Here is a 15297-nt window from a genome sequence, read left to right on the forward strand (position 1 = left end):
CTCCTGAACCCGCATTTCACGATATGAATGTGCGAGTGCACATCATGAAGCGCCCGCCCAAGTGCGGCGGATTATGCCTGATACCGCATGCCTACTCTTGCGTTGAACAAGCCTTTCGGGGTGGTCTGCCAGTTCAGTTCTCACGATGTGCATCCGGGCCTCTCGTCGTGCATCGCGACACCCGACGTATATCCCGCAGGCCGTCTTGACACCGATTCGGAAGGCCTTTTGCTACTGACCGACGATGGTGCCCTCCAGGCCCGGATCGCTGATCCGCGTCACAAATTGCCAAAGACTTACTGGGCTCAGGTTGAGGGCATTCCCGACGCTGTAGCGCTGGAACATCTCAAGCGTGGCGTGCAGCTTCGCGATTTCAGGACTCGCCCCTGCCAGGTGCGGATGATCCCAACACCCGACCTCTGGGAGCGCACCCCACCGGTGCGTTCTCGGCAACACATCCCCACCAGCTGGCTGGCCCTCACCATCACGGAGGGCAAGAACCGTCAGGTCCGACGCATGACAGCCGCCGTCGGCTTTCCGACATTGCGGCTGGTACGCGTGGCGATCGGCCCACTCGATCTTTTCGAGCTGGGGCTTGCGCCCGGCGAGCACTGCGAAATCAGCCCAGCCCGTCTGGGCTTGCCGTCCCAGCACGGAGCAAGCCGGCCGCAGGCTAGGCGTTTCTAGAATGACTGCCCTCATTACAACGGAGTAGCAGATGCAGAAGCAGTCGAGCGCCCGGACCGCGAGGTTCGCGCGTCGGGTCATGGGCGCGGTAGCGCTCGCCTGGTCGGTCGGGGTGTCGGCGCAGCAAGCGATGCCGGTGACGGAACTGTCGAGCGGCATCCATCTCATCCGCGCCGAAGTGGCGGCGACACCGGCCGATCGCCAGCGTGGGCTGATGTTCCGAGAGGCGATGGGGCCTGGAGCCGGCATGCTGTTCGTGTTCGACGCGCCATCGCAGCAATGCATGTGGATGCGCAATACGCTGATCCCGCTCGCGGTCGCCTTCATCGACGACGACGGCAGGATCGTGAACGTCGAAGAAATGGCGCCTCAGACCGACGCCACACATTGTTCAGCGCAGCCGGTGCGCTATGCGCTGGAGATGAACGCGGGCTGGTTCACGAAGCGCGGCATCAGGCCGGGCGCGGTGATCGACGGAATCGCACGCAAGCGCTGATGCAAAAGCCTCGACAACGGCATTCCGCTTCGCCGACGAGCACAACCCGGATCGGCCCGCCTGCGCACGGCGCCCGGTCGCCAACCACGATCGACCAGTAAAAACGAAGGGCGCGCACGCAGACACCTGCGATGCGCGCCCCACCGGCGGCCACGCGGCCGCCGGGATGCCAGAACCGGCGATCAGCCGAAGTTCTTGGCAGCGAATTCCCAGTTCGCGAACTTGGTCAGGAAGTCCTCGACGAACTTCGGACGCGCGTTGCGGTAGTTGATGTAGTAGGCGTGTTCCCAGACGTCGATCGTCAGCAGCGGAATGTCGGTGCCGGTGATCGGCGTGCCGGCGTTGCTGGTGTTGACGATGTCGAGCGAACCGTCGGCCTTCTTGACCAGCCAGGTCCAGCCCGAACCGAAGTTGCCAACGGCGCTCTTCGTGAAGGCTTCCTTGAAGGCGTCGAACGAACCCCACTTGGCATCGATCGCGGCGGCCAGCGCGCCGCTCGGGGCGGTCGCGGTGGGCGACAGGCTGTTCCAGAAGAAGGTGTGGTTCCAGATCTGGGCCGCGTTGTTGAACACGCCACCGGCCGGCGCCTTCTTGATGATGGCTTCGAGGTCGAGGCCTTCGTATTCGGTGCCCGGAACGAGGTTGTTCAGGTTGGTGACGTAGGCCTGATGGTGCTTGCCGTAGTGGAACTCGAAGGCTTCCTTCGTGATGGTCGGCTCGAAGGCGGTCTGTTCGTAGGGCAGCGGCGGGAGGGTGAATGCCATGGATGTCTTCCTTGTGCGGTGGTTGCGTGTACGTCCGATGGTGTCGGTCGCGGTCGGGTCAGCCCATGCTGCGGTCATTTCCGATCGAACCAGCGTTTTCGATTGTATCCCCCAGACCGGCGCGGTTTTGATGCAAGTCAATCGTTCGTGGTCACTTGGGTATGCGCTCGACCCGCTTGACGTCGGCCTCGGCGCGTCCGTCGGCGAACTCGATGCGCAGCGCGTCACCCGGTGACAGCGCCGCAGACGAACTGACCACCCCACCATCCTCGCGGTTCACGATCGCGTAGCCGCGCGCCAGCGTCGCACGCGGTCCAACCGCCTCCAGTACCGCCGCCAGCCGGGCTAGGCGTGCCTCCGCCGTCGTGAACGCGGCCGTACCCGCCGCCCCGAGCGCCGCTGCCGCGCGCTCGACGCGATGGTCGAGCACATCAAGCGCCGGCCGACAGGTCGACAGCGCCCAGCCCAGATCGCGCAGCAGCCGGCCCGCGCCCTCGGCGCGCCGTGCCATCGCCGCGCGCCGCCGATGATCGAGCGCCGCTAGCCGCTGCTGGGCCATGTCGAGTCGTTGCGCGGGCGAGACGAGCCGCGCCGTCAGAGCGTCCACGCGGTACTCGCCCTGCTCGATGCGGCGCTCCAGCCGCCCGGCCAGCGCGTCGCGCGCGGCGACGACGCGCTGCAGCCATTCATCGCGCGGGCGGGCGGCGGTCTCGGCGGCGGCGGTCGGCGTCGCGGCGCGAATGTCGGCAACGAAATCGGCGATCGTGAAATCGGTCTGGTGACCGACGCCAGAGATGACAGGCAGCTCGCTTGCGGCGATCGCGCGCGCCACCGCCTCGTCGTTGAACGACCACAGATCCTCGATGCTGCCGCCGCCCCGGCAGACGATCAGCCCGTCGAGACCGTCGCGCTCGCGGCGCCGGTTGGCGAGCGCGATCGCGGCGGCGATCTGCGCGGCGGCCGTCGCGCCCTGCACCTGCGTCGGATAGAGCACGAGCGACACCTGCGGCGCCCGGCGGCGGAAGGTGACGACCACATCGCGCAGTGCCGCCGCGTCGGGCGAGGTGACGACGCCGATCCGCCGGACGAACTCCGGCCAGGGTCGCTTGCGCTCGGCCGCGAACAGCCCCTCGCGCGCCAACTGGTCACGCAGTCGCATGAAAGCTTCGAGCAGGCCGCCCGCGCCCGCGCGCCGCATCGAATCGACCACGAGCTGGTAGTCGCCGCGCGCCTCGTACAGCCGCACCTGGGCGCTCAGTTCGACCGCGTCGCCATTGCGCGGCTGGAAATCGACGAATTGCGCCCGACCGCGGAACATCGCGCAGCGCACCTGGGCCGCGTCATCCTTGAGCGTGAAGTACCAGTGCCCTGAGGCCGCGCGCGTGAGATTCGACAGCTCGCCGCGCACCGACAGCAGCGGGAAGCTGCTTTCCAGGCAGCGCGCGACCGCGCGGTTCAGATCGCTGACGCTGAGCGATTCCCGCCCGCGCGAACCGCTCGCGAATTGATCTCCACTCATCAGCGCGCCTTGACAAGTCTCGAAACCCCTCGGACTTGCTTGGGAATGTCCACAGAAACCGCTGGGCGATCAGCACCGGAAACTGGCGCGCACCCGTCATCGACATGCATGCAGGCCATTGAATTCAATCGGGTTTTCATTGAGCAAGCGCCAACAGTCGATGCACCACACCAGTCCATGCGCCCGGGCTGCTGCCGGGGCCAGCGGGTTTCCACAAAGTTATCCACACACGCATGTTCCGCGTCATCCGGAACGACAGGTCGGCGACGTTAGAATCGGCGCCCGCTTCAACCTGCATCCGACAACCCTCTTCCGCGCCCGGAGTTCCGTTTGCTTTCCATCCTGCTCGCGGCTGGCTGGCCGATCTGGCCCCTGCTGATTGCCTCGATCGTCGCCCTGGCACTGATCATCGAACGGGTCCGCAGCCTGCGGCGCGGCGCCATCGTGCCGTCCACGCTCCTGCCCGAAGTGCTCACCCTGGTCCGCAAGGGGCCGGTTCCGGCCGAGGTGGCCAACAAGCTCGAAGCCAATTCGCCGCTGGGCCGCGTGCTCGCCGCCGCGGTGCGCAACGTGAACGCACCGCGCGACGTCATGAAGGAAGCGATCGAGGAAACCGGCGCCGCCGTCGCGCATGACCTCGAAAAGTATCTCACCACGATCGGCACGATCGCCTCGGCCGCGCCGCTCATGGGGCTCTTCGGCACCGTGGTCGGGATGATCGAGATCTTCGGCTCCCAGGGCGGCGCGGCGGGCTCGGCCAATCCGGCGCAGCTCGCCAGCGGCATCTCGATCGCGCTCTACAACACCGGCTTCGGCCTCGCGATCGCGATCCCGACGCTCATCTTCTATCGCCACTTCCGCCGCCTCATCGACAGCTACATCAGCGAGATGCAGATCCAGGCCGTGCGCCTGGTCGATGTGGTGCACGGCAGCCGCCAGGGCTGAGCACGCATGGCCGCGATGAACTTCCGCCGCAAGCGCGGCACCGAGGAGCCGGAGATCAACCTGATCCCGTTCATCGACGTGCTGCTGGTCATCCTCATCTTCCTGATGGTGACGACCACCTACTCGCGCTTCGCCGAACTGCAGATCACCCTGCCGACCGCCGACGCCGAGAAGGCCGTCGAGCGGCCGCGCCAGATCCACGTGGGCGTCACGCCCGACGGTCATTACGCGATCGACCGCACCGCCGTGCGCACCCAGGACCCGGACGCGCTCGCGGCCGAGATCAAGCGCGCGGCCGGCGACAACGCCGATCCGGTCATCGTGGTCGATGCCGACGCGGCGTCAAGCCACCAGTCGGTCATCAACGTGCTGGAAGCGGCGCGCATCGCCGGCTTCTCGCGGCTGACCTTCGCCACGCAATCCACGGCGCCCGCGCGGCGCTGATCCCTCCGGCGCGTGGCGGCATCCCCGCCGCCCGCGCCCGTCCCGCCCCCCTCCCCCGATGACTTCCCCCGCCGCCCCCGGTCTTCGCGCCCGGCTCGAAGGCTGGCTCACGCGCGGCTGGCAGCGACACGGGCTCGTGTACTGGATGTTTCTCGACCTGTCGCTGCTGTGGCGCTGGTTCGCACTGCGCAAGCGGCGCCGTCAGGCCGGACGCGGCGAGCGCGTGGGCGTGCCGGTGATCGTGGTCGGCAATGTGACCGTCGGCGGCACGGGCAAGACGCCGACGGTGATCGCGCTGGTCGAGGCACTGCGGGAGCGTGGGTTCACGCCGGGCGTGGTGTCGCGCGGGCATGGCGGCTCGGCCGTGGCCGGAGCCTCCGTCGCGGATGGCGGAGCCCGCCGGGCCGATCAGGCCGAGACGGCGCCGGCCACGGCGCTGCCCGCCGGCATCCTCGCCGTCACGCCCGCCGCCTCCCCCACCATCGTCGGCGACGAACCCGCCCTCATCGTCGCGCGCACCGGCGTGCCGATGACCGTCGGCGCCGATCGCGTCGCCGCCGCGCGCGCCCTGATCGCCGCGCATCCCGGCATCGACGTGCTGCTCTCCGACGACGGCCTCCAGCACTACCGCCTCGCGCGCGACATCGAACTCGTGCTGTTCGACGCGCGCGGCGCCGGCAACCGAGCCTGCCTGCCCGCCGGCCCGCTGCGCGAACCGGTCGAGCGCCCGCGCGACGCGACGCTGTTCGTCGGCTGCCCGGTCGATCCCGCCCTCGCCGCCGGCGCCCCCGCATTCACGCTCGACATCGAGCCCGGCGCCGCCTGGCAGCTCTGCGCGCCCGAGCGCCGCCGGCCTCTCGCCGACTGGGCCGGCAAGCCGGTGCAGGCCGCCGCCGGCATCGGCGCACCGGAAAAATTCTTCGCGATGCTGCGCGCCCACGGCCTCGCGCCGCGCACGCTCGCCCTGCCCGACCACGCCCGCTTCGACGCCGGCACGCTCGCCGCGCTCGGCCCGCAAGACGTCCTGATCACCGAGAAGGACGCCATAAAATGCCGCGCCGTCCCCGCGCTCGCGGGCGACGCCCGCCTCTGGGTCGTCCCGATCGACGCCCGCCTGCCCGACGGCCTGCTCCGTCTCCTCGCCGACCGGCTCACCGAGAAACGCCATGGACCCCAAGCTGCTTGAAATCCTCGTCTGCCCGATCTGCAAGGGCCCGCTCGAACACCGCCGCGCCGAGCAGGAACTCGTCTGCACGCGCGACAAGCTCGCCTTCCCGATCCGCGACGGCATCCCGGTGATGCTCGAATCGGAAGCCCGCAACCTCGACGACGCCAGCGCCTGATGACCACGCCCGCGTTCATCGCCGTCGTGCCGGCGCGACTCAAGTCCACGCGCCTGCCCAACAAGCCGCTCGCCGACATCGCCGGCCTGCCGATGGTCGTGCGCGTCGCCCGCCGCGCGGCCGAAGCCGGCGCGAGCCGCGTGCTCGTCGCCACCGACGCGCCCGCGGTCATCGCCGCCTGCGAGCGTCACGGCGTCGACGCGATGCTCACGCGCGCCGACCATCCGACCGGCACCGACCGCCTCGCCGAAGTCGCCACCACGCTCGGCCTGGCCGACGACGCAATCGTCGTCAACGTCCAGGGCGACGAGCCGCTCATCCCGCCCGCCCTCGTGCGCGACTGCGCGGCCCTGCTCGACGCGCGCCCCGAATGCGCCGTCGCCACCGCCGCCCACGCAATCCACGACCCGGCCGACTACCTGAACCCGAACGTGGTCAAGCTCGTGCTCGACACGGCCGACCGCGCGCTCTATTTCAGCCGCGCGCCGATCCCGTTCGCGCGCGACGCCTTCCTCACCGAAGCCGACCGCCAGACCGCCGCTGCAAACGCTTTCACGGCCGGCCTGCCGGCCTTGAGGCACGTCGGCATCTACGCCTATCGCGCCGCCACGCTGCGCGAATTTCCTGGCCAGACCGTCCCGCCGGAAGAGCGTTTCGAGGCGCTGGAGCAGTTGCGCATCCTGCATCACGGCTTCCGCATCGCGGTGCTGCGCATCGCCGACGCGCCGCCCGCCGGGGTTGATACGCAGGGCGATCTGGACCGCGTCCGGGCACTCTTCGCGTAAGCGTGCGTGCGCAAGCCGCACGTAAGCGAATGGTCCGTAACTGACGAAAAAGCGCCCGTAAAATCAGGCGCTTCCGCCGCGTGAAAGCTCGGCAAAAAGATTCACAACTCTCTGGGGAAATCCCGATGCGACTCATCCTTCTTGGGCCGCCTGGTGCCGGCAAGGGCACGCAAGCCAACTTCATCAAGGAGAAGTTCAACATCCCGCAAATCTCCACCGGCGACATGCTTCGCGCGGCGGTCAAGGCGGGCACGCCTCTGGGCATCGAAGCCAAGAAGATCATGGATGCCGGCGGCCTCGTGCGCGACGACATCATCATCAACCTCGTCAAGGAGCGACTGCTCCAGGACGACTGCAAGGCCGGCTATCTGTTCGACGGCTTCCCGCGCACGATTCCCCAGGCCGAGGCCATGAAGGAAGCCGGCGTCGCCATCGACTACGTGCTCGAAATCGACGTGCCCGACGAGCCGATCGTCGAGCGCATGAGCGGTCGCCGCGTGCACGTGGCCTCGGGCCGCACCTATCACGTCAAGTTCAATCCGCCCAAGGCGGAAGGCGTCGACGACGTGACCGGCGAAGCCCTGATCCAGCGCGACGACGACAAGGAAGAAACCGTCCTCAAGCGCCTGAAGGTCTATCACGAGCAGACCGAAGCCCTCGTCAAGTACTACGGCGACTGGGCCACGGCTGGCGAAGCCGGCGCGCCCAAGTACCGCAAGATCGACGGCCAGGGCGCCGTCGATGCCGTGACGGCCCGTGCCTTCGCGGCTCTCGCAAGCTGATCGCGGGCAACTTCCGTGCTTGAAAAAGGCCGCTTTCGAGCGGCCTTTTTTGTTGCCCGCTCGCCGGCAGCGGAGCGCCCGACAGCCCTGGGCGGCCGGGCCGCGCCGGCCGGCATGGCGATGTTTCAGATTGGATTCGCGCGCGACCGATGATTGACTGACGCCCCGCCGCGAGAAAGCTCCGCATGCACGTCACCACAGAATCCCGCCCGGCTGGACTCCGCCGCCACATGGCGTGCCGCCCCCTGATCGTGTTCGCGCTGCTGGCAGCGCTTGCGGGCTGCGCGAGTCCCCGGCCGGAGGCGGGCAGCACAGACAGCCGCCCGCCGACACCGACCGGCGCGTCCGCTCCGCCACGCGGCGACGCCACGGCCCTGCCGCCACCGCCCGAAACCTCCACTGGCCGTCATGGTGCCGGCAGCCTGCCGAGCGCCACGCGCCAGATGGTCGCGGCCGGCCATCCGCTTGCGGCGGAAGTGGGGCGCGAGGTGCTGCGCGCGGGCGGCTCGGCGGTCGATGCGGCGGTGGCGGTGCAGGCGGTGCTCGGGCTGGTCGAGCCGCAAAGCTCGGGCGTCGGCGGCGGCGGTTTCGCGCTGCTGTGGGACGGCAAGGCAGTCGAGGCCTGGGATGGCCGCGAAACGGCACCGCTCCAGGCCGACGGCCGCCTGTTCATCGACGCCGACGGCCGGCCGATGGAACTGCAACGCGCCATCGTCGGCGGCCGCTCGGTCGGCACGCCCGGCATCCTGCGCATGCTCGAAGCCATGCACCGCGAGCACGGCCGGCTGCCGTGGATCACGCTGTTCGCGCCCGCGATCCGGCTGGCCGAGAACGGGTTCCCGATCGGCGCGCGGCTGGCGCGGCAGATCGCATCCGACACCGCGCTCGCGGGCGATGCCGAGACGCGCGCCTACTTCTTCGAGCCGGACGGGCGGCCGAAGGCCGAGGGCGAGCTGCTGCGCAACCCGGCGCTCGCCGCGACCTACCGCGCGATCGCCGAGGGCGGCGCCGACGCCTTCTATCGCGGGCCGACCGCGCGCGAGATCGTCGGCAAGGTGCGGGCGAGCACGAATCCGGGCCTGCTCGACCTCGCCGACTTCGAGCGCTACGAAACAAGGCGGCGCGAGCCGGTCTGCGCCGACTACAAGCGCTGGCGCGTCTGCGGCATGCCGCCGCCGTCCTCCGGCGGCGTGGCGGTGGCGCAGGTGCTGGGCATGCTCGCGCGCCGCAACATCTCGGTCGTGCCGCCGGTGGAAGTGGACGGCCGGCTGCAACCCCAGCCCGACGCGGTCCATCTGCTGAGCGAAGTCGAGCGCCTCGCCTACGCCGATCGGGCGCTGTGGCTGGCCGATGCCGATTTCGTGCCGGTCAACCTCGCCGGCCTGCTCGACGCGGGCTATCTCGCTCGCCGCGCCGCGCTCGTGACCGACCGAAGCCTGGGCGTAGCGCCGGCCGGACTGCCGCCGGGCAGCCGTCTCGCCTTCGCGCCCGACGCCTCGGTGCGCGAGTCCGGCACGTCGCAGATCAGCATCGTCGATGCGCAGGGGATGGCGGTGTCGCTCACGACGTCGATCGAATGGCTGTTCGGTTCGCGGCTGATGGTGCGCGGCTTCCTGCTCAACAACCAGCTGACCGATTTTTCCTTCCTGCCCGAGGACGGCGGCCGGCCGGTGGCCAACCGCGTCGAGCCGGGCAAGCGGCCGCGCTCGTCGATGGCGCCGACGCTGGTGTTCGAACGCGACGGCGGGCGGCTGGTGGCGGTACTCGGCGCGCCGGGCGGCTCGCAGATCATCGAATACGTGGCCAAGACGCTGGTGGGCCTGACCGACTGGGGCCTCGACCTGCAATCGGCAATCGATCTTCCGAACTTCGGCAGCCGCAACGGGCCGACCGAGCTGGAACGCGGCGCCGTGCCCGCGAGCCTTGCCGCCGCGCTGCGCGAGCGCGGCCACGAGGTGGCGGAAGTGGACATGACGAGCGGCGTGCAGGGCATCGTCGTGCAGGCGCTGCCCGCTGGCGGGCGGCTGCTGGTCGGTGGCGCCGACCGTCGCCGCGACGGAACGGCGCTGGGCGACTGACATGATCGGGGCGGGCGGGGTCGAGCCCGAGCGCGGCCCCGTATCGTCCGTGCCGCCGACCGCCACTCAGTTGAGCCGATCCGCCTCCGGCCGCAGCTCGTCGATGCGCACGCGCACCGCCGGGCCGTCGGCGCAATCGGGCGCTGCGTCGAGATAGGCCTCGAAATCGGCGATCGCCGCGCGCGGACAATCGAGCCGCGAGTAGACGAAGCCGCGGTCGCGCAGCTCGGTCGGCTCGTCGGGCAGCAGCGCCACCAGCCGCTGCTGCACCGGCAGCAGTCGTCCCCAGTCGTCGTCGCGCAGATGGATCATCTTCAGGTTGCGGAGCATTCGGGCCAGCGTCTCGCGCGGGCGGGCCGAATGCAGGTGATGGCCGAGTTCGAGCGTGGGGTCGGCATCGTCGGGCAGATGGTTGACCAGTCGCGCTTCCAGCTCGCCACGCGACAGCGAGCGCCCCTGGTCGAACACGTCGATGAACACCTCGCCGCCATTGGCGCGCGTCTTGACGAGGTAATGGCCGGGAAAGCACACGCCCTGCAACGGAATGCCGGCCTGACGGCCGATCTCGATGTAGAGGATGGCAAGCGTGATCGGGATGCCGCAGCGGCGGTCGATCACGCGGTTGAGATAGCTGTTCTCGGGATCGTGATAGTCGTTGGCGTTGCCGCGGAAGTGCAGCTCGCCGAAGAACAGGTGGTTGAGCATGCGCAGCTTGTGCACGACCGTCGCATCGTCGGTCAGGCGCCCGCGCAACCGGGCCGCGAAGCTGTCCACCGCGTCGAGCAGCGGTTCGAGGTCGAGGCCCGGATAGGCGTCCTGCGCGACCGAGGCCGCCGCCTCGAACAGCGGCAGGCTGTCGTCCTCGCCGACGAGCATGGCCCAGTAGTCGAGCGTCGAGATGGGAGTGACTGTCATGGCCGCGCGGCCGGATCAGACCCGGCGCTTGAAGTCCTTTGGCCGGAAACCTAGCACGAGCAAAGTCAGCCCATAGACCGCGATGCCGCCGCTCACCACGCCGGCCAGCACCGCGACGCGCAGCCAGGCATGGCCATCGGCCAGCCAGTCGAAGCTCGACGCCGCCAGCCAGAGCGTGCCGCCCAGCATCACCAGCGCCACCGCGATGCGCCAGGCAAAGCCGCCCCAGCCCGGCAGCGGCGTGTAGATGCCGCGCCGGCGCAGACCCCGGAACAGCAGGCTCGCGTTGATGCAGGCACCCAGCCCGATCGCCAGTGCCAGGCCCGCGTGCTTGAGTGGCCCGATGAAAGCGACGTTCATCGCCTGGGTCGCAAGCAGCACCAGCAGTGCAATACGTACCGGCGTGCGCAGGTCCTGGCGGGCATAGAAACCGGGCGCCAGTACCTTCACGAGGATCAGCCCCGGCAGGCCGACGGCGTAGGCACGTAGCGCGCCCGCGCTCATCACCACGTCCTCGGCACCGAAGCGCCCGTGATGGAACATCGTCGCGATCAGCGGCAGCGCCAGCACCATCAGCGCGACCGCCGCCGGCAGCGCCAGCAGGCAGGCGATGCGCAGGCCCCAGTCGAGCAGCGCGTTGTAGTCGTCATGCCGCTCGGCCGCGTTGGCGCGGCTCAGATAGGGCAGCAGGATGGTGCCGAGCGCCACGCCCAGCATGCCGGTCGGGAACTCCATCAGCCGGTCGGCATAGAACAGCCACGAAATCGAGCCGGTGCCGAGAAAGCTCTGGAACACGCGGTTGATGACCAGCGACACCTGCGCCACCGACACGCCCAGCACCGCCGGCCCCATCTGCTTGAGCACCCGGCGCACACCCGCGTCGGCCCAGGCCGCGCGCAGATCGACGCGGATGCGCGGCAGCATCCCGATCTTCATGAGCGCCGGCACCTGGAAGGCCAGTTGCAGCACGCCGCCGCCCAGCACCGCCCAGCCCAGCACCTCGATCGACGGATCGTCACCGCGCGCGAACACCACCATCGACACGATGAAGCTCAGGTTCAGCAGCACCGGCGTGAAGGCGGGCACCGAGAACCGCGCCCAGGTATTGAGAATCCCGCCCGCCAGCGCCACCAGCGAGATGAAGCCGATGTACGGAAACATGATCCGCAGCAGCGATACGGCGGTCGCGAACTTGGGCGGATCGGCCGAAAAGCCCGGCGCGACGATCCAGATCAGCACCGGCGCCGCCAGGACGCCCAGCGCCGTCACCGCCAGCAGCACCCAGGCGAGGATGGTGGCCACATCGTCGATGAGGCTGCGCGTCTCGTCCTCGCTCTTGCGTCCCTTGTACTCGCCAAGAATGGGCACGAAGGCCTGCGAGAACGCGCCTTCGGCAAACAGGCGCCGCAGCAGGTTCGGCAGGCTGAATGCGAGGAAGAAGGCATCGGTCATCAGCGACGCGCCGAACAGCCGGGCGGTGAGCAGATCGCGGACGAGACCGGAGATGCGCGACAGCAGCGTGAGGCCGCTCACCGTCGCGAGAGTCTTGAGGAGATTCATCTTGGGGGAGGAGAAATGCCGGCGGGCAGTGTAGCCAATCGGTTCTTTCCGGCCGCCATGCTCGCCTTGTCGGGACAGCCGCCCACGCCGCCGACGCATCCCCCGCCTCACGTCGGCCTGTGACGACAGCGGAAGATGCCGCACGCCGACGGCGCTACCTATGCCCGCCATGCTTTCCTGAAGAGGATGCCGACCCTGTCGGCCCGCCGCCTTCCATCCCAGGACACCGTCATGAGCACCGATACCCGCCGCACACCCCGCGACCGCCATCCTGATCCGAAGCTGCCGCACGAGCACGACCAGTCGGTCGCGGATCAGACCCGCGATCAGCCCAAGGACGCGGAACGGACGCGCAAGGCCTTCGACGATGTTCAGAGCGGCAGCGTCGACACGGGCCTGCAACCCGTGATCGAAAGCACCGACCGGCATCTGCGCGGATCGAACGAGCACTGATCCGTACAGGCGATTGAAGCAATCCGCCTCAATCGATTTGCCATTCTTGCGTATGACTTTTATAATCGCGTGTTCATCAGCCCAGTTTCATCGCGCACCGAGTCTGCGCGACAGTGCGGGTCCCCCGCGCAGAACCCCGGAAAGCACAGCAAGCAAACATGGCCAATTCCGCTCAAGCGCGTAAGCGCGCTCGCCAAGCCGTCAAACTCAACGTCGCCAATTCGGCACTTCGTTCGCGCTATCGCACTGCCGTCAAGGGCGTGCGCAAGGCCATCGCTACCGGTGACAAGGAAGCCGCCATCGCGAACTTCCGTGCCGCGACCAGCGTGATCGATTCCATCGCCGCGAAGCGCATCGTTCATCGAAACAAGGCGGCTCGCCACAAGAGCCGCCTGGCTGCTGCATTGAAGGCCCTCGCCGCCTGAGGTCGCATCGCCGACCGGCGTCAGCGCCTCGAGAAAGCCGCCCGGCACCTGCCCGGCGGCTTTTTTGTTTTTGTCGCATCAGAGTCCGTCATCAATGACGGTCAGACTGGAAAATTCCCGAGCAGCAGGCCCTGTGCTATCGACAGTCGCAGCCAATGGCTTCTGGAAATTGATCTGCCCTCGAAATGAATCCGCTTCCGCGACCCTTTCTGCAATCAGGCCGGTCAAAAACGCCAAGTCGGCAGCGGTGTGCGCGGATCAGTCGGATTGCCGGCTGGAGAAACGCCGGCCAGTTCGGAGAGTATTCAGGCGGGTTCGGCGGGCGCTGGCGGCTGGCTGCTGCTGATCGTCTGAAGATTGTTGTCGGCAGCGAAATTGAGAACGAACTGGAGTGCCATCGGTTCGATGTCGCGCAGACGGGTGTCGACGATCACGCACTTGATGCCGTCCTGAAAGCTTGGACGCACATATGGCGAATAACCGATATGGGATTGGACGCCGCGGCCTGCATTGGGCCGGAATGGGGACATCACGCCGCAAAGACGTTCGGCCCAGTCGCTCGGTCGGAAGGTTTTGCCATCCTGCGTCTTGCCGAGGATGACTACCTGTCTGATGGAATTGGGTATGGGATCGGCCATGGCATTGGACCCGGACAGGGGAGCCGAATTGTAATCGCGGGTCGGTCACGAACCCTTCATTCACTTCGCGGGCATTTCGCCTTCCGGAAACAGGATTCCGCATGGCGACACGACACCACGCGACGACGATGGCGAATCGCCCTTCCTTTCGCCGCACCGAAGCGTCAGCGCCACACCTGAAGGCGATCGCTGACGCGCATTCCCCTTCGCTTATGATCTGCCCCAGGGCGGGCGACCGCCCTTTTCATTTGTACGGAACCGACATGAACGCACCCGAGCCCATCAAGACCTCGCATGTCATGAACACCTATGGCCGCCTGCCGATCACGCTCGCGCGTGGTGAAGGTGTCTGGCTCTGGGACGAGCAGGGCCGCAAGTACCTCGACGGACTTGCCGGCATCGCCGTCAACGGGCTCGGTCATGCGCATCCCAAGCTGGTTGCTGCACTGACCGACCAGATCGGCAAGCTCATCCACACGTCCAACATCTACGGCGTGCGCGGCCAGGAAGATCTGGCCGACGCGATCTGCGCCCGTTCGGGCATGGAGGAAGTGTTCTTTTGCAGCTCAGGCGCCGAGGCGAACGAGAACGCGATCAAGCTCGCGCGCTTTTACGGCTACAAGCAGGGCAAGGACTTCATCAAGACGGTGGTGATGGAGAACGCCTGGCATGGCCGCACGATCGCGACGCTGGCCGCGACCGACAGCCCGAAGGCGCGCAAGGGCTTCGAGCCGATGCAGGACGAATGCTTCGTGCGCGTGCCGCACAACAACCTCGCCGCCATCATCGAGGTGGCCGAGACGAATCCCGAGATCAACTCGGTGATGCTGGAAGTGCTCCAGGGCGAAGGCGGCATCAACCTCGCTAGCGTCGAGTACCTCCAGGGTCTGCGCAAGCTGTGCGACGAGCGCGGCTGGCTGCTCATCCTCGACGAAGTGCAATGCGGCGTCGGCCGCACGGGCACTTGGTTCGGCTACCAGCATGCCGGCATCGAGCCGGATGCGATCACGCTGGCCAAGGGTCTTGGCTCGGGCGTGCCGATCGGCGCGCTCGCGGTGCGCGGCTCGGCGGCAAAGCTCATCGGCCCGGGCAACTTCGGCACGACCTTCGGCGGCAATCCGCTCGCCATGCGTGCCGGTACCTGCACGCTCCAGACGCTTGAGGAAGACGGCCTGCTTCAGCATGCCGTCGTCATCGGCGACCACATCCGCGCAGGCTTCCGCGCCGCGCTCGAAGGTGTCGCGGGCGTGACGGACATTCGAGGCCAGGGCCTGATGATCGGCATCGAACTCGACCGGCCCTGCGGCGTGATCGTGACCCGCGCGCTGGAGGCGGGTTTCCTCATCAACGTGACGCGCGACAAGGTCGTGCGCCTGCTGCCGCCGCTCATCATGACGACGGCCGAAGCCGACCTGCTCGTCGCGGGCGTGGCTCCGATCATCAAGAACTTCCTGCTCGAATGA

The 15297-nt window shown here is 68.1% G+C and carries 17 protein-coding genes; 12 read left to right on the plus strand and 5 right to left on the minus strand.

The genetic code is table 11. The annotated features are described in order from the left end of the window. Positions 1 to 87: 87 nt before the first annotated feature. Both H566_RS27955 and H566_RS0102870 read left to right on the plus strand, forming a co-directional pair. Positions 88 to 687: a pseudouridine synthase gene (locus H566_RS27955; RefSeq protein WP_084544695.1), complete on the plus strand. Its 600-nt coding sequence runs from the start codon at positions 88 to 90 to the stop codon at positions 685 to 687. A 31-nt stretch (positions 688 to 718) separates the two neighbouring features. Then, the gene (locus tag H566_RS0102870; protein WP_169732485.1) at positions 719 to 1183 is read left to right on the plus strand and encodes a DUF192 domain-containing protein; all 465 of its coding nucleotides are present in this window, start codon (positions 719 to 721) and stop codon (positions 1181 to 1183) included. Between the two features lie 182 nt (positions 1184 to 1365). Here the strand turns inward: H566_RS0102870 and H566_RS0102875 are convergent, their stop codons facing one another. Further along, the gene (locus tag H566_RS0102875; protein ID WP_028310243.1) at positions 1366 to 1947 is read right to left on the minus strand and encodes a superoxide dismutase; all 582 of its coding nucleotides are present in this window, start codon (positions 1945 to 1947) and stop codon (positions 1366 to 1368) included. Between the two features lie 151 nt (positions 1948 to 2098). Continuing rightward, a complete protein-coding gene (xseA, locus tag H566_RS0102880; protein WP_028310244.1) occupies positions 2099 to 3466 on the minus strand; it encodes an exodeoxyribonuclease VII large subunit in 1368 nt (455 codons plus the stop codon). 330 nt (positions 3467 to 3796) lie between these two features. Here xseA and H566_RS0102885 point away from each other — a divergent pair, with 330 nt between their 5' ends. The 7 genes from H566_RS0102885 to ggt all read left to right on the plus strand — a co-directional run bounded on the left by H566_RS0102885 (position 3797) and on the right by ggt (position 9843). Further along, positions 3797 to 4411, plus strand: coding sequence for a MotA/TolQ/ExbB proton channel family protein (locus tag H566_RS0102885; protein WP_028310245.1), 615 nt, complete (start codon positions 3797 to 3799; stop codon positions 4409 to 4411). A 15-nt stretch (positions 4412 to 4426) separates the two neighbouring features. After that, positions 4427 to 4855 carry an ExbD/TolR family protein gene (locus tag H566_RS0102890; RefSeq protein WP_028310246.1) on the plus strand — a complete coding sequence of 143 codons (429 nt, stop codon included), beginning with the start codon at positions 4427 to 4429 and terminating at the stop codon, positions 4853 to 4855. Positions 4856 to 4913: 58 nt separating this feature from the next. Then, the gene (gene lpxK, locus H566_RS0102895) at positions 4914 to 6041 is read left to right on the plus strand and encodes a tetraacyldisaccharide 4'-kinase (protein ID WP_028310247.1); all 1128 of its coding nucleotides are present in this window, start codon (positions 4914 to 4916) and stop codon (positions 6039 to 6041) included. Next, positions 6022 to 6198 (plus strand): Trm112 family protein, encoded by a 177-nt coding sequence (locus tag H566_RS27960; protein WP_084544696.1) that lies wholly within the window; start codon positions 6022 to 6024, stop codon positions 6196 to 6198. The genes lpxK and H566_RS27960 overlap by 20 nt, the downstream gene beginning before the upstream one ends. Beyond that, on the plus strand, positions 6198 to 6983 hold the full coding sequence (kdsB, locus tag H566_RS0102905) for a 3-deoxy-manno-octulosonate cytidylyltransferase (protein WP_028310248.1): 786 nt from the start codon (positions 6198 to 6200) through the stop codon (positions 6981 to 6983). The genes H566_RS27960 and kdsB overlap by 1 nt, the downstream gene beginning before the upstream one ends. Before the next feature lie 125 nt (positions 6984 to 7108). Beyond that, a complete protein-coding gene (adk, locus tag H566_RS0102910; RefSeq protein ID WP_028310249.1) occupies positions 7109 to 7765 on the plus strand; it encodes an adenylate kinase in 657 nt (218 codons plus the stop codon). A gap of 230 nt (positions 7766 to 7995) precedes the next feature. Then, positions 7996 to 9843: a gamma-glutamyltransferase gene (ggt, locus tag H566_RS0102915; protein WP_028310250.1), complete on the plus strand. Its 1848-nt coding sequence runs from the start codon at positions 7996 to 7998 to the stop codon at positions 9841 to 9843. A gap of 66 nt (positions 9844 to 9909) precedes the next feature. Here ggt and H566_RS0102920 read toward each other — a convergent pair whose 3' ends face one another. Then, positions 9910 to 10758, minus strand: a complete 849-nt coding sequence (locus H566_RS0102920) for a SirB1 family protein (RefSeq protein WP_028310251.1) — start codon at positions 10756 to 10758, stop codon at positions 9910 to 9912. Between the two features lie 15 nt (positions 10759 to 10773). Next, a complete protein-coding gene (gene murJ / locus H566_RS0102925; RefSeq protein ID WP_028310252.1) occupies positions 10774 to 12318 on the minus strand; it encodes a murein biosynthesis integral membrane protein MurJ in 1545 nt (514 codons plus the stop codon). A 231-nt stretch (positions 12319 to 12549) separates the two neighbouring features. Here murJ and H566_RS22565 point away from each other — a divergent pair, with 231 nt between their 5' ends. Then, positions 12550 to 12771 (plus strand): hypothetical protein, encoded by a 222-nt coding sequence (locus tag H566_RS22565; protein ID WP_156924277.1) that lies wholly within the window; start codon positions 12550 to 12552, stop codon positions 12769 to 12771. Positions 12772 to 12929: 158 nt separating this feature from the next. Then, positions 12930 to 13196 carry a 30S ribosomal protein S20 gene (gene rpsT, locus H566_RS0102935; RefSeq protein ID WP_028310253.1) on the plus strand — a complete coding sequence of 89 codons (267 nt, stop codon included), beginning with the start codon at positions 12930 to 12932 and terminating at the stop codon, positions 13194 to 13196. Positions 13197 to 13501: 305 nt separating this feature from the next. Here the strand turns inward: rpsT and H566_RS0102940 are convergent, their stop codons facing one another. Further along, on the minus strand, positions 13502 to 13834 hold the full coding sequence (locus tag H566_RS0102940) for a DUF3579 domain-containing protein (protein WP_028310254.1): 333 nt from the start codon (positions 13832 to 13834) through the stop codon (positions 13502 to 13504). 263 nt (positions 13835 to 14097) lie between these two features. On the opposite strand from H566_RS0102940, the gene H566_RS0102945 reads away from it, so the two are divergent. Next, positions 14098 to 15297, plus strand: coding sequence for an aspartate aminotransferase family protein (locus H566_RS0102945; protein ID WP_028310255.1), 1200 nt, complete (start codon positions 14098 to 14100; stop codon positions 15295 to 15297).

Source organism: Derxia gummosa DSM 723 (assembly GCF_000482785.1).
Taxonomy (GTDB): Bacteria; Pseudomonadota; Gammaproteobacteria; order Burkholderiales; family Burkholderiaceae_E; genus Derxia; species Derxia gummosa.